The sequence below is a fragment of the Isoptericola sp. Y541 genome (assembly GCF_059445465.1).
The window spans coordinates 313,514-326,522 of sequence record NZ_JCAIUJ010000005.1; the positions used below are offsets into that span (position 1 = coordinate 313,514).

The window sequence follows — 13,009 nt, forward strand, 5'->3', positions numbered from 1 at the left end:
GGGGCGGCGATGTGGGAGGCTGCCCAGGTGCCCGTCACCCTGCGCCCCGTGGACGCCCAGAACCTCCCGGCCTACCTCGAGCGCAGCCGCGCCGCGTACGCGGACGACCTCGTCGCGATGGGGCAGACCCCCGAGGACGCCGCCCGGCAGGCGGAGGCCAGCATGGCGCGGGCCTTCCCCGGAGGGGTCCCGACCCCGGGCCACGCGGTCTTCGACGTGGTCGACGACGCCGGGCACGCCGTCGGCAACCTCTGGATCGGGCCGCACACGAGCGACGACGCGGGCGCCTGGTGGGTCTGGGACATCGAGATCGACGCGGACGAGCGGGGCCGCGGCCTGGGGCGGACGGCCATGCTCCTCGGCGAGGAGTACGCGCGGGGGCAGGGGGCGCACACGCTGGGGCTCAACGTCTTCGGCTTCAACGCCGTCGCGCGCGGCCTGTACGAGTCGCTGGGCTACGAGACTGCCGCGATCAAGATGAGCAAGCGGCTCTGACGCCCCGCTACCTCGAGCGGTTCGCCCGCAGGATCTCCTCCTGGTAGGGCGCGACGACGGTGGGCGAGACGCGGCAGTCGAGCACGAGGAAGCGCCGATCGGCGACCGGCTCGGCGGCCCACGACGCGACGCGGTCGAGGTCGGCGAGGTTGCGCACGACCACACCCTCCGCGCCGACGGCGGCGGCGAGGGCGGCGAAGTTTGTCTCGGGGATGCGCATCGGCTCCTCGGTGATGCCCTGCCGTCCGTACACGTGCACCTCGGCGCCGTAGGCGGCGTCGTTCCACACGACGGCGATGCCGCGCCCGCCGGCGGTGCGCACGGCGGTCTCGAGGTCGGCGAGCGCCATGAGGCCGCCGCCGTCGCCGGTGGTGAGCACGACGGCGGAGCCCGCGCGGGCGGCGGCGGCCCCCGCGACGCTGGGGAAGCCGAGCCCGATGGACTGGAAGGCCGTGCCGACCATCATCATCCGGTCGGGCGAGGCGACGGGCCAGTACATGTTGGCCCAGCCGATGAAGTGCCCGCCGTCGGAGACGACCACCCGGTCGGCGGGCAGCGCCCCGCCCAGCCGGTGGGCCACGGTGCGCGGGTCGAGCCGGCCGTCGGGCGCGAGGCCGTCCTCGGGCCCCGTCTCGTACGCGCGGGCCGCGGCGACGTCCACCGACTCGCGCCACCCGGACGGCTCCGCGCCCAGGTCGCGGAGCTCGTCCACGAGGGCGCGGGCCACCAGCGCGGCGTCGCCGCGCACGAATCCGCCCACGTGCCGGTGCGTCGCGGCCGGCGCGATGTCCACCTGGACCACGCGCGTGCCCGGCGCGAACAGCTCGCCGAAGCGCATCGTGAACTGGTTGAGCGACGCGCCCAGCACGACGGCGACGTCCGCCTCCCGCACCAGCGCCATCGCGCCCTCGGCCCCGAAGCCGCCCGCGACGCCGAGGTCGTACCGGCCGTCGGGGAAGACCCCGCGGCCCAGCGCGGTCGTCGCGGTCAGGGCGCCGGTCGCGTCGGCGAGCTCGCCGAGCGCGGGGCCCGCACCGGCGAGCCAGGCGCCGCGACCCGCGAGCAGCACCGGCCGCTCGGCGCCGGCGAGGGCGCGCGCGAGGTCCGCGATGGCGGCCGCGTCGAACGGGCCCGCCGGGGCCAGCGGCCCGGGCAGCGCGGGCTCCGGCGCCTCGGGGACGGGCCCGGCCTCGAGCGCCGCGACGTCGTAGGGGATGGCCAGCACCACGGGCACGCGATAGGTGAGGGAGTGCTCGATCGCGATGACGGTGGTCGCGGCGGCGTCCGCGCGGCCCACGGTGTAGGTGCGGGCGCCGACGGCGGCCGCGAGGGCGATCTGGTCCACGTCCCACGGGCGGGGGCCGGACGTCGGCTCGTCGCCCGCGAGCAGCACCAGCGGCACGCGCGCCTGCGCGGCCTCGGCGAGCGCGGTGAGCGTGTTGGTGAAGCCCGCGCCGTAGGTGACGGTCGCGGCGGCGATCCGGCCCGACGCGCGGAAGTAGGCGTCGGCGGCGACCACCCCGCCGGCCTCGTGCCGGACGGCGGTGAACCGGGTGGTCGTGGTGCGCTCGACGGCGTCGAGGAACCAGGCGTTGCCGTTGCCCATGACGCCGAAGACGTGGTCGACGTGCTGGGCGAGGGTGCGGGCGACATGAGCGGAGACGGTGGGCACGGGGACTCCAGGGAACAGTGACGGATGAGTGGTGCGGTCCGTATGTGTCCCTTGCGGGCCCGGTGGCTGGTCGGCATCCGGGAGCCCGCCGCGCGCCCCTTTTTCGAGCGCAGGCGGCGCGTGTCCGCCTCGACCCGGGGAGCATAGCCCACGCGCCGGGCCTCACTCCGACCAGAGTCGGCCGGCCTCCTGGAGCTGCTCCATCGTGGTGCGCCGGACGGATCTCAGATGGGCCCGCATCGACTGCTCGGCCGCCTCCGGGTCGCCCGCCGCCACCGCGGTGAAGATGGCCTCGTGCTCGGTGACGTCGTCGGACGAGGCGAGGGACGACTGCAGGCCCACGTGCAGGTGGTGTGCCCGTGACATGTCGACGAAGCAGCGGTCGAGCGCCTCGGCGAGCCGGCCGTTGCGGGCACCGCGCGCCACGGCGCGGTGGAACTGGCGCGCTGCGCGCATCGCCTCGATCCCCTCGGCCCCGGCCGACGACTGGTGCTCGATGGCCGCGCGCATGTCGCCCAGAAGCGGGTCGTCGACGAGCTGTGCCGAGGCGCCGGCGGCGTGCGGTTCGAGGAGCATCCGCAGATCCAGCACCTCGCGCAGGTCGTTGAGGCCCAGGCCGCGCACCAGATAGCCCTTCTGTGGCAGCACCGTGAGCAGGCCTTCGCTGGTGAGCTGGCGCAGGGCCTCGCGCACCGGTGTCTTGGAGACCTCGAAGTCCTGCGCCAGCGAACCCTCGATGACGACCTGGCCGGGCGCGAACCCGCCCTCGAGGATCTGCTCGCGCAGGCGTTCGAGGATCCGGTCGGTCATCGACCGTCGCATTCGTGGCCTCCTGGGATGGACGGGCGCTCAGGGTCGGGTGCAGCCGACCCTTGCCAGACAGACGATAGATGCACTAGAGATATATTTCACAGATTTCAGTGCTGGATCAGAGTGTTCAAGGAGGAGCACCCATGACAGGAGTGGACACGGGCAACGACGCCCGTGCGGTGCGTACCGGCACAGGTTGGCCCCCGGGCGCGCGCAAGGCGGTGGTCGCGGCCATCACCGGCACGGTCATCGAGTGGTACGACTACGCGCTGTACGGCGCCGCCGCGGGACTGGTCATCGGTCCGCTGTTCTTCGTCGGCGACGCCTCCGCGACGTCCGTCGCGGCCTTCGCGACCTTCGCGGTGGGCTTCGTCGCCCGTCCGGTCGGCGGCGTGATCATCGGCCACGTGGGCGACCGGCTCGGCCGGCGACCGGCGCTGCTGTTCACCGTGCTGCTCATGGGCGCGGCAACCGTCGCCGTCGGCCTGCTGCCCACCTACGGGTCCGTCGGGCTCCTGGCGCCGGTGCTGCTCGTCCTGTTCCGCCTGGTGCAAGGCTTCGGGGCGGGGGCAGAGCTGGCCGGCGCGATGACGCTGGTGGCCGAGTACGCCCCGCCCGGGCGCCGCGGCCTGCTCACCTCGCTGCCGCTGGCTTGCCCGCCCGCGGGCATCGCCCTCGCCACCTTCGCGTTCCTGGGTGTGGCGTCGCTCGGCGAGCAGGCGCTGCTCGGCTGGGCGTGGCGCATCCCGTTCCTGGCCTCGGCCGTCCTCTTCGTCGTCGCGCTCTACATCCGCAACAACCTCGAGGAGACGCCCGAGTACCGGCAGGCGCTGGCCCGCGCCGAGCACGACCCGCGGCGGCGCAAGGTGCCGCTGGCCGAGCTCTTCCGGCACGACAGGCGTGCGCTCGTCACGGGATTCCTGTCCATCACCGGGCACAACGCGCTGAACTACGTCATGGCGGTGTTCGCCGTCGGGTACCTCTCGTCCGACGCCGTCGGACTCAGCCCCACGCAGGCGCTCCTCGCCGTGACGGTCTCCTCCCTCTCGGCCGTCGCCCTCACCCCCGTGGCGGGGGTCGTGGCCGATCGCGTCGGGGCGCGCGTCCTGATGGTCTGGGGAAGCGTGCTGGGGGCCTTGCTGGCGTTCCCCTTGTTCCAGGCGCTGTCCAGCGGCAGCTTCTGGCCGACCACCACAGCGCTGCTGTGCGGGTTCGGCCTCGTGATGTCGGCGACCTCCGGCGCCCAGGGCGCGTTCCTCACGGGACTCTTCCCGGCCGAGAGACGCTACAGCGGGGTCGCTTTGACCCGTGAGCTGAACGGCGCCGTCGTCGCGGGCTTCACCCCGCTCGTCGCTGTCGCGCTGATCCAGGCCGCCGACGGCGGGACTCTGTACGTGTCGCTGTACCTCGTCGTGTGCTGCGGGGTCGCGCTGGTGGCCGTGCTCGGCGCCCCGCGACGCGGCCCTGCTGCCGCCGCTGCCTGACCGGCCGCCCTACCGAATCCGAGGAGACCCATGAGACGACAGCTCCCGGACCTCCGTGAGCTCGCCGGCCTGCTGCGGGTCGAGGCCCCGAGCCTCGACCGCACGGGCACCCGGCTCGCCCGCGCCGCCGCCATCTCCGACCTGCGGGCGATCGCCCGGCGTCGGACCCCCCGTGCGGCTTTCGACTACGTCGACGGCGCGGCGCTCGACGAGATCGGTTACCGGCGTGCGCGGGCGGCGTTCCAGGGCGCGGAGCTGGTCCCGCGCGTGCTGAGCGGCCGGGCGGCGGTCGATACGTCGGTGACCGTGACGGGGCGGCGCTCCGCCCTGCCGCTCGGCATCGCGCCGACGGGGTTCACCCGGTTCATGCAGGCCGAGGGTGAGATCGCGGGGGTGACGGCGGCACGGGCCGCGGGCGTCCCGTTCACGCTCTCCACGATGGGCACCCGCTCGGTGGAGGAGGTCGCGGAGGCGGCGCCGGACGGCCGGCGCTGGTTCCAGCTCTACCTGTGGAAGGACCGCGAGGCCTCCCGGCGGCTCGTCGACCGGGCCGCGGCCGCCGGGTACGACACGCTCCTCGTCACGGTGGACACCCCGGTGGCCGGCCAGCGGCTGCGCGATGTGCGCAACGGCATGACGATCCCGCCGCGGCTCACCGTTCGCACCGTTCTCGATGCGTCCTACCGCCCGGCGTGGTGGTTCAACTTCCTCACCACCGAGACCCTCGCCTTCGCGTCCCTCTCGGGCTCGGCGACCGACCTACCCACGCTCATCAACGGGATGTTCGACCCGACCCTCGACTGGGAGGACCTCGCGTGGATCCGCACCGTGTGGTCCGGGCGGCTCCTCGTCAAGGGGGTGCTCGCCCCCGCCGACGCCGTGCGGGCCGTGGACCTCGGGGCGGACGGGATCGTGGTGTCGAGCCACGGCGGGCGCCAGCTCGACCGCACGCCGGCGCCCCTGCGGGTGCTGCCGGCCGTGCGTGCCGCCGTCGGGCCGGACGTCGAGCTGGTGCTGGACTCGGGCATCCTGTCCGGCGCCGACGTCGTGGTCGCCCTCTGTGCGGGCGCCGACTTCACGCTCGTCGGCCGGGCCTACCTCTACGGCCTCATGGCGGGCGGGCGGCGGGGCGTCGACCGCGCGCTGGAGATCCTGGCCCAGGAGGTGCGCACCACGATGCAGCTGCTGGGCGCCGGCTCGGTCGCCGAGCTCGGGCCCCACCTGCTCGCGCCGGGCGTGGAGCCCGTGTCCCGCCCCTGACCGACGGCGCCCGCCGCACCGCGAGGTGGTTGCACGATCGTGGAACTACCTCGCGGGATGTGGAACTGCCTCGCGGGATGTGGAACTACCTCGCGGAGTCGAGGAACAGCTCGATCACCGGCACCGCGACGTCGGGCCGCGCCGTGGGCAGGTGCAGCGTGAGCGTGCCGGGCGGCTGGCCCCCCGGGTTGGTGTTCCACGCCTTCTGGTCGGGTTCGCTGCGGGTGGAGCGCAGCTCGGAGCCGTCGTGCAGCAGCTGCACGTACCGGACGCGGTCGGCGAGCCCGCGCAGGTGCACGTGCCCGAAGGGCCAGGCGAACAGGTGCAGGTACAGCCGGTCGTCGCGCTGCGTGAGGACGACGCCGGGCGGCAGGCCCGGCGCGACGGCGGCGGCGAGGTCGGGGTCGGCGGGCCCGGCGCCGACGATCGACCGGCCGTGCAGGCGCGTCCACGCCCCGAGCGCGGCGAGCGTGCCGGCGTCGCGGGCGGGGATCGCGCCCCGGCCGTCGGGGCCGATGTTGAGCAGCAGGTTGCCGCCCTTGGACACGGTGTCCACGAGCATGCGCACCAGCAGGTCGGGGTCCTTGAAGCTCGAGTTGTCGCGGTCGTAACCCCAGCTCCCGTTGAGGGTCTGGCAGGCCTCCCACGGCACCAGGGCGCCGGAGCTGTCGCGCATCGGCTCGTCCGGCTGGTACTGCTCGGGCGTCACGAGGTCGCCGGGGATGCCGAGGCGGTCGTTGACCACGGCCTGCGGCTGCAGCTCGCGGACCAGGGCGAGCAGTGTCTCGGCCTCCCAGTCCTCGGGGTACTTGCCGCGCCAGCCGCCCTTGTCCTCGGCGAACGTGAAGTCGAAGAAGACGTAGTCCACCGGCCCGTATCCGGTGAGCAGCTCCCGCACCTGGGCGTGCAGGTACTCGCGGTACCGGGTCATGTCGCGGCCCTCGTTGAGCGCGTGGGCGTCCGGGTCGTCGCGACGCGGGTGCACGTGGTCCACGGTGAAGTCGGGGTGGTGCCAGTCGATGAGCGAGTGGTACAGCCCGAGGTGCAGGCCCTCGGCGTGGACCGCCTCGGCGAGCTCCGCCACGAGGTCGCGCCCGCGCGTGCGGGCGATGCTGTAGTCGCTGACGGCGGAGTCCCACAGAGCGAAGCCGTCGTGGTGCTTGGTGGTCAGCACCACGTACTTCATCCCGGCGTCCTTGGCCACCCGGGCGATCGCGCGCGCGTCGAACAGATCCGGGTCGAACACCTCGGCGTAGCGTGCGTACTGCTCGGCGGTCAGGCGCTCGGTGCTCATCACCCACTCGTGCCGGGCGGCGGCGGAGTAGAGGCCGAAGTGCACGAACAGGCCGAACCTGGCCTCGGTGAACCAGGCCTGCTCCGGGCGGAGCTGCGGGGCGGTAGTCATGGGCGGATCACTCCTCGTCGAGCGGGCGGGAACCAGCGCTAAGGTCCGATGTATCGAGGAAATCGTCCCCTTGAGTCTGGACCGAGCGGCACCGATGCTGCTATAGATTGGATGAATTGCGCAAGGGAGCACACACATGCCAGTCGTCGTCGACGCGCACCACCACCTGTGGGTCCGTGCGCGGACGCCGCAGGACTGGGTCGACCCCGTGACCATGGCGGCCATCGACGCCGACTTCGCCCCCCGCGACCTGCCCGCCCGCGCGCACGGCGTGGACGCGACCGTCGTCGTGCAGACCGCGAGCCGCTGGGACGAGACCGCCGACCTGCTCGCCACCGCCGCGTCGCCCGAGGGACGCGCCGCCGGCCTCGCGGGCGTCGTCGGATGGGCGGACCTCCTGGACCCCGACCTCGCACGGCGGCTCGAGGAGCTGCGCGCCGGGACGGGCGGCGACCGCCTCGTCGGGATCCGCACGATGGTCCAGTCCGAGACCGACCCCGGCTACCTCGACCGGCCCGACGTGCGGGTGGGCATCGCCGGCGTCGGCGCCGCGGGCCTCCCGTTCGACCTCGTCGTCCGGCACGACCAGCTCGCCGCCTGCACCCGCCTCGCCGCGGCCCTGCCCGACGTGCATTTGGTACTCGACCACCTCGGCAAGCCGCCGATCGCGGCGACCATGCCGCACGACGGGCGCGCCGGCGACCCCGCCGCCCTCGACGCCTGGCGCCGCGACCTGGCCGCGCTCGCAGCCCGCCCCCACGTCGTCGCCAAGCTGTCCGGCCTGGTCACGGAGGCGCGGTGGGACGCGTGGACCGTCGCCGACCTGAGCCCCGTCGTCGACCACGCGCTCGACGTCCTCGGCCCCGACCGCCTCCTGCTCGGCAGCGACTGGCCCGTCTGCCTGCTCGCCTCCGACTACGGCCGCTGGCTCGACGCCGTCGACCAGCTCCTCGCGCCGCTCACCGCCACCGAGCGGGCCGCCGTGCGCGGGCGCACCGCCGTGACCACCTACGGGCTCGACGTCGGCGCGGCGCCCGGGCCCTACCTCGTCCCCAGCCAGAAGGAGCACCCGTGAGCAGCCCCACCGAGTCTCTGCCGGAGTTCGCCGGCATCCGCGCGGTCGTGACGGGGGGAGCGTCGGGTATCGGCGCTGCTGTCGTGACGGCGCTGCTGGCGCGCGGTGCGCATGTCGTGGCGATCGACCGGTCGCGTGAGGGCGTGCCAGAGGGCGCGGGCGCCCAGGTCGCCGACGTCACGGACGATGCGGCGGTGCGCGCGGCGGTCGAGGGGGCCGCTGCCGCGATGGGCGGCATCGACGTCGTGGTCAACAACGCCGGGATCGGCGCGCAGGGCACGGTCGCGGACAACGACGACGCGGAGTGGCTGCGGGTGCTGGACGTGAACGTGCTGGGCATCGTGCGGGTGACGCGGGCTGCGTTGCCGCACCTGCGGGCGTCGGAGCATGGCGCGGTGGTGAACACGGCGTCGATCGCGTCGTGGTCGGGGCTGCCGCAGCGGGCGTTGTACTCCGCGAGCAAGGGCGCGGTGCAGGCACTCACCCTGGCGATGGCGGCCGACCACGTGCGCGAGGGGATCCGGGTGACGTGCGTGAACCCGGGCACGGTGGACACGCCGTGGGTGGGTCGGCTGCTGGATGCCGCGGACGACCCGGCGGCGGAGCGCGCCGCGCTCGAGGCGCGCCAGCCCACCGGCAGGCTGGTCAGCCCGGAGGCCGTGGCGCACGCCGTCTGCTACCTCGCGAGCCCGCTCGCGACGGCGACCACGGGCACGGCGCTCGCCGTCGACGGCGGCATGCACGAGCTGCGGGTGCGCGCGCCCGAGCAGCCGTGACGACGCCGGACATGACGGTGCCGGACGGCGTGTGGGGTCTGACCTCGCGGGAGGTGCGGTCGACCGGGGTGCACCTGACGAGCCTGGGGTACGGGGCGGCGCAGGCGGGCAACCTGTACCGGGCGACGACCGACGCGGAGACGGCCGAGGCGTTCGACACCGCGTGGGCGGCCGGGATCCGGTACTTCGACACCGCGCCGCACTACGGCCTCGGGCTCTCGGAGCGTCGGCTCGGGGCGTGCCTCGGTTCTCGCCCGCGCGAGGAGTACGTCGTGTCGACGAAGGCGGGCCGCCTGCTGGTGCCGTCGCCGGAGACGGCGGGCGAGAAGGATCCCGACATGTTCGACGTGCCCGCGGACGTGCGCAGGGTGTGGGACTTCTCCCGCGACGGGATCCTGCGGTCTCTCGAGTCGAGCCTGGAGCGCACCGGGCTGGACCGGTTCGACGTGGTCTACCTGCACGACCCGGACGAGCACGAGGAGCAGGCGTTCGCCGAGGCGCTCCCGGCTCTCGTGGAGCTGCGCGAGCAGGGCGTGGTCGGCGCGATCGGCGCGGGCATGAACCAGTCGGCGATGCTGACGCGGTTCGTGCGCGACGGCGACGTCGACGTCGTCATGTGCGCCGGGCGGTTCACCCTCCTGGAGCAGCCGGCGCTCGCGGACCTCCTGCCGCTGGCGGCCGAGCGCGGCGTCGCCGTCGTCGTGGCCGGGGTGTACAACTCGGGGTTGCTGGCCCACGACGTCGTGCCCGACGACGCCACCTACGACTACGCGCCCGCGCCCGCCACGCTGCTGGCGCGCACCCGCCGCGTCGCCGAGGTGTGCGCCGCGCGCGGCGTCACGCTGCCCGAGGCGGCGCTCGCCTACGTGCGGACGCACCCCGCGGTGGCGAGCAGCGTGGTGGGGCTGCGCACCGCCGACCAGGTGTGGCAGGCCGCTGCCCGGCACAACACCGTCGTGCCGCCCGACCTGTGGACCGCCCTCGTCGAGGCCGGCCTGCTCGCCCCGGACGCCCACCCCGACGCCTTCGCCTCACCTGCCACCCGAGAGAACGAGGACACTGATGCAGCTGCTCCGCCTGGGCCCCGTGGGCCAGGAGATCCCCGCCGTCACGACTGACGGCGTCACCTACGACCTACGCACCCTCACCGCCGACGTGGACGGCGGGTTCCTCGCTGCCGACGGCGTGGCGCGCGCCCGGGCCGCGCTGGCCGCGGGCGAGCTGCCCGTGCTCGACGGCGCCGACGCGCTGCGCCGCGGGGCCGCCATCGCGCGGCCCACCGCCGTCGTATGCGTGGGCCAGAACTACGCCGCGCACGCGCGCGAGTCCGGCGCCGAGCCGCCGCACCTGCCGATCATCTTCCTCAAGCACCCCAACACCGTCGTCGGGCCGGACGACACCGTGCCGCTGCCGCCCGGCGCGGAGAAGGTCGACTGGGAGGTCGAGCTCGCGATCGTCGTCGGGAGGCGCGCCAGCTACCTGCCGTCGGTCGAGGCGGCCCGCGAGCACGTCGCCGGGTACACCGTGGTGGACGACGTGAGCGAGCGCACCTGGCAGCTCGACGACTCCCTCGGGCAGTGGTCCAAGGGCAAGTGCGGCCCGGGCTTCCTGCCCACCGGTCCGGCGCTCGTGCCCGCCGAGGAGGTCGACCCGGGCGGCCTGCGGCTGCGGTCGTTCGTCAACGGCGAGCCCCGCCAGGACTCGTCCACGGCGGACATGATCTTCGACGTCGCAGCGATCGTCCACCACCTGTCGCAGTACATGGCGCTCGAGCCGGGCGACCTGATCTGCACCGGCACCCCCGAGGGCGTCGCGCTGTCCGGGCGGTTCCCGTACCTGGCCGACGGCGACGTCGTGGAGCTGGAGATCGAGGGCCTGGGACGCCAGCGGCACGCCTTCGCCGCCGTGCCCGCGGCCGTGGCGAGCTGACCGTGCTGCGTTAGGAGCTGCTGCACCCCGGCCTCATCGGGGCGCTCGCGGCGGCCGGTCACGGTTCGCGCGTGCTCCTCGCGGACGCGAACTACCCGCACTCCACGGGCGCCCGTCCGGGCGCCGAGCGCGTGCACCTCAACCTGCGCCCGGGCCTGCTGAGCGTGGACCAGGTGCTCGAGGTGCTGCTCGACGCCGTCCCCGTCGCCACCGGCGACGAGCGGGTGTACGCGAACCTGCTGCTCCCCCCGGGCGTCAGGTCCAGCCCCGCTGGTTGAGCTCGTCGAAGCCCGGGGACCTTCGACAAGCTCAACCAGCGACGTGGCGTGCCGTCCGGGGGTCGGCGGTCAGGGCTCGACGTCCGGGCCGGGGAGGGACTCCTCGACGTCGAGCAGGTGCGCGGCCATGCGCACGCGCGCGGCCTCGGCGTCGCCGGCGGCGAGGGCGCGCCAGACGGCCTCGTGGTCGCGCAGGGTGCGGGCCTCGACGCCCGCCTCGTGGCGGCTGCGCCAGCATCGCTCGCGCACGGTGCGTCCCCCGAGCGCCTCGACGAGCGCCTCGAGCACGGGGTTGCCGGCCTGCGCGGCGATGAGACGGTGGAACGCGACGTCGGCGGCCATGAAGGCCTCGTGGTCCACCGGCTCGTCGGCGACGACGGCGGTCACGCGATCCAGCACGGCGCGCAGCTCGGCGACGGCCTCGGGGCTGATGCGGTGCGCGGCGAGCCCCGCCGCCTCGACCTCCAGCACGCGCCGGACGGCGTGGAACGGCCGGGCGCTCGTGTCTCCCTGCAGGTCCACGACGAACTGCAGCGACGACATCAGCCGCGCCGGGTCGAGGCTGGTCACGTAGGTGCCGTCGCCCTGGCGGGTGTCGATGACGCCCAGCACCGTCAGCGCGCGCACGCCCTCGCGGAGCGAGCCTCGCGAGACGCCGAGCCGCTCGGCCAGGTCCTTCTCCACGGGCAGCCGGTCGCCCGGTCCGAGCTCCCCGTCCACGATCATGCGGCGGACGCCGTCGACGACCTCTTCCGTGCGGGACATGCCGTGAGTATGGCCCAGTTCCGGGCGCGGCGCACCGATTCCTCTGATGAATCCGCGGGTGCGCGGCCGCCGGGGAGGTCCCTAGCCTGGGACGATGCATGAGGTCACGCTCGACCGTCTGCTGTCCGTGGAGCACGAGGGGTGGACGTCGCTCTGCGAAGGTCGCGGTGGCACGTTCTACGGTGCCCTGATGACGGCGGACGCAGTCATGGTCCTCGTCGACGGATCGGTGCTGGACCGCGGCGCCACGGCGCTCGTCTACCGCGCCCGAGCGGTGCGGGGGGACGACGCGCCGTTCGTCGCGCTCATGGCGAGCAGCTACGTCGTCGTCGACTGCGAGCCGCGCCTGGCGCTCTACCAGCAGACGCAGCTCGCTGGTTGAGCCTGTCGAAACCTCGCTGGTTGAGCCTGTCGAAACCACGATCGTGGTCTCGACAGGCTCGACCGACGGGCCCGGATCGGGTCAGGCGGGGATGATGAGTCCGGCGGTCTGGGTGCGGGCGCGCTCGAGGCGGGCGGCGACGTCCTGCCAGTTGGCGATGTTCCAGAACGCCTTGACGTAGTCGGCCTTGACGTTGAGGTAGTCGAGGTAGAAGGCGTGCTCCCACATGTCGAGCATGAGCAGGGGCGTGATGCCGACGGGCACGTTGGCCTGCTGGTCGAAGAGCTGGAAGATCGCGAGGCGGGAGCCGATGGAGTCCCAGCCGAGCACGGACCAGCCGGAGCCCTGGATGCCGGTGGCGGTGGCGGTGAAGTGGGCCTGGAACGCGGCGAAGGAGCCGAACTGGTCGGTGATGGCCGCGGCGAGCTCGCCGTCGGGCTCTCCGCCGCCGGTGGGGGAGAGGTTGTTCCAGAACACGGTGTGGTTGGTGTGGCCGCCGAGGTTGAACGCGAGGTTCTTCTCGTGCAGGTTCACGGCGGCGAGGTCGCCGGACTCGCGGGCCTCGGCGAGCTTGTCCAGGGCCGTGTTCGCGCCCGCCACGTAGGCGGCGTGGTGCTTGTCGTGGTGCAGCTCCATGATCTTGCCGCTGATGTGCGGCTCCAGGGCGCTGTAGTCGTA

Annotated in this window: 14 protein-coding genes; 9 read left to right on the forward strand and 5 right to left on the reverse strand. The window is 74.0% G+C overall.

Annotated elements, in window-relative coordinates; all coding sequences use genetic code 11:
- Positions 1 to 27: 27 nt before the first annotated feature.
- Positions 28 to 495, forward strand: coding sequence for a GNAT family N-acetyltransferase (locus tag AC1C2V_RS13520; RefSeq protein WP_495390142.1), 468 nt, complete (start codon positions 28 to 30; stop codon positions 493 to 495).
- Between the two features lie 7 nt (positions 496 to 502).
- Here the strand turns inward: AC1C2V_RS13520 and AC1C2V_RS13525 are convergent, their stop codons facing one another.
- Both AC1C2V_RS13525 and AC1C2V_RS13530 read right to left on the reverse strand, forming a co-directional pair.
- Positions 503 to 2,167: a thiamine pyrophosphate-binding protein gene (locus AC1C2V_RS13525; RefSeq protein ID WP_495390143.1), complete on the reverse strand. Its 1,665-nt coding sequence runs from the start codon at positions 2,165 to 2,167 to the stop codon at positions 503 to 505.
- 162 nt (positions 2,168 to 2,329) lie between these two features.
- Positions 2,330 to 2,977 carry a GntR family transcriptional regulator gene (locus tag AC1C2V_RS13530; protein ID WP_495390144.1) on the reverse strand — a complete coding sequence of 216 codons (648 nt, stop codon included), beginning with the start codon at positions 2,975 to 2,977 and terminating at the stop codon, positions 2,330 to 2,332.
- 143 nt (positions 2,978 to 3,120) lie between these two features.
- On the opposite strand from AC1C2V_RS13530, the gene AC1C2V_RS13535 reads away from it, so the two are divergent.
- Together AC1C2V_RS13535 and AC1C2V_RS13540 are read left to right on the forward strand one after the other, a co-directional pair.
- Positions 3,121 to 4,461, forward strand: coding sequence for an MFS transporter (locus tag AC1C2V_RS13535; protein WP_495390145.1), 1,341 nt, complete (start codon positions 3,121 to 3,123; stop codon positions 4,459 to 4,461).
- 30 nt (positions 4,462 to 4,491) lie between these two features.
- Entirely contained in the window at positions 4,492 to 5,721 is a 1,230-nt protein-coding gene (locus AC1C2V_RS13540; protein ID WP_495390146.1) for an alpha-hydroxy acid oxidase, read from the forward strand.
- Between the two features lie 85 nt (positions 5,722 to 5,806).
- Here the strand turns inward: AC1C2V_RS13540 and AC1C2V_RS13545 are convergent, their stop codons facing one another.
- Positions 5,807 to 7,126: an alpha-L-fucosidase gene (locus AC1C2V_RS13545; RefSeq protein ID WP_495390147.1), complete on the reverse strand. Its 1,320-nt coding sequence runs from the start codon at positions 7,124 to 7,126 to the stop codon at positions 5,807 to 5,809.
- Between the two features lie 136 nt (positions 7,127 to 7,262).
- Between AC1C2V_RS13545 and AC1C2V_RS13550 the strand changes: the two genes are divergently transcribed.
- Genes AC1C2V_RS13550 through AC1C2V_RS13570 form a run of 5 tightly spaced genes read left to right on the forward strand, consistent with a single transcriptional unit; the run spans position 7,263 to position 11,184 of the window.
- Positions 7,263 to 8,201, forward strand: a complete 939-nt coding sequence (locus AC1C2V_RS13550; RefSeq protein WP_495390148.1) for an amidohydrolase family protein — start codon at positions 7,263 to 7,265, stop codon at positions 8,199 to 8,201.
- On the forward strand, positions 8,198 to 8,977 hold the full coding sequence (locus AC1C2V_RS13555; protein WP_495390149.1) for an SDR family NAD(P)-dependent oxidoreductase: 780 nt from the start codon (positions 8,198 to 8,200) through the stop codon (positions 8,975 to 8,977). The genes AC1C2V_RS13550 and AC1C2V_RS13555 overlap by 4 nt, the downstream gene beginning before the upstream one ends.
- Positions 8,978 to 8,988: 11 nt before the next feature.
- Positions 8,989 to 10,095, forward strand: a complete 1,107-nt coding sequence (locus AC1C2V_RS13560) for an aldo/keto reductase (protein ID WP_495390160.1) — start codon at positions 8,989 to 8,991, stop codon at positions 10,093 to 10,095.
- Complete coding sequence (locus AC1C2V_RS13565; protein WP_495390150.1) at positions 10,040 to 10,906, forward strand: fumarylacetoacetate hydrolase family protein; 867 nt, start codon at positions 10,040 to 10,042, stop codon at positions 10,904 to 10,906. The genes AC1C2V_RS13560 and AC1C2V_RS13565 overlap by 56 nt, the downstream gene beginning before the upstream one ends.
- A 20-nt stretch (positions 10,907 to 10,926) precedes the next feature.
- Complete coding sequence (locus tag AC1C2V_RS13570; protein ID WP_495390161.1) at positions 10,927 to 11,184, forward strand: RbsD/FucU domain-containing protein; 258 nt, start codon at positions 10,927 to 10,929, stop codon at positions 11,182 to 11,184.
- Positions 11,185 to 11,253: 69 nt separating this feature from the next.
- Here the strand turns inward: AC1C2V_RS13570 and AC1C2V_RS13575 are convergent, their stop codons facing one another.
- Positions 11,254 to 11,949, reverse strand: a complete 696-nt coding sequence (locus tag AC1C2V_RS13575; protein ID WP_495390151.1) for a FadR/GntR family transcriptional regulator — start codon at positions 11,947 to 11,949, stop codon at positions 11,254 to 11,256.
- 94 nt (positions 11,950 to 12,043) lie between these two features.
- On the opposite strand from AC1C2V_RS13575, the gene AC1C2V_RS13580 reads away from it, so the two are divergent.
- Entirely contained in the window at positions 12,044 to 12,331 is a 288-nt protein-coding gene (locus AC1C2V_RS13580; RefSeq protein ID WP_495390152.1) for a DUF4440 domain-containing protein, read from the forward strand.
- An 81-nt stretch (positions 12,332 to 12,412) separates the two neighbouring features.
- Here AC1C2V_RS13580 and AC1C2V_RS13585 read toward each other — a convergent pair.
- A partial coding sequence (locus tag AC1C2V_RS13585; protein ID WP_495390153.1) for a superoxide dismutase occupies positions 12,413 to 13,009 on the reverse strand: 597 nt, incomplete at its 5' end.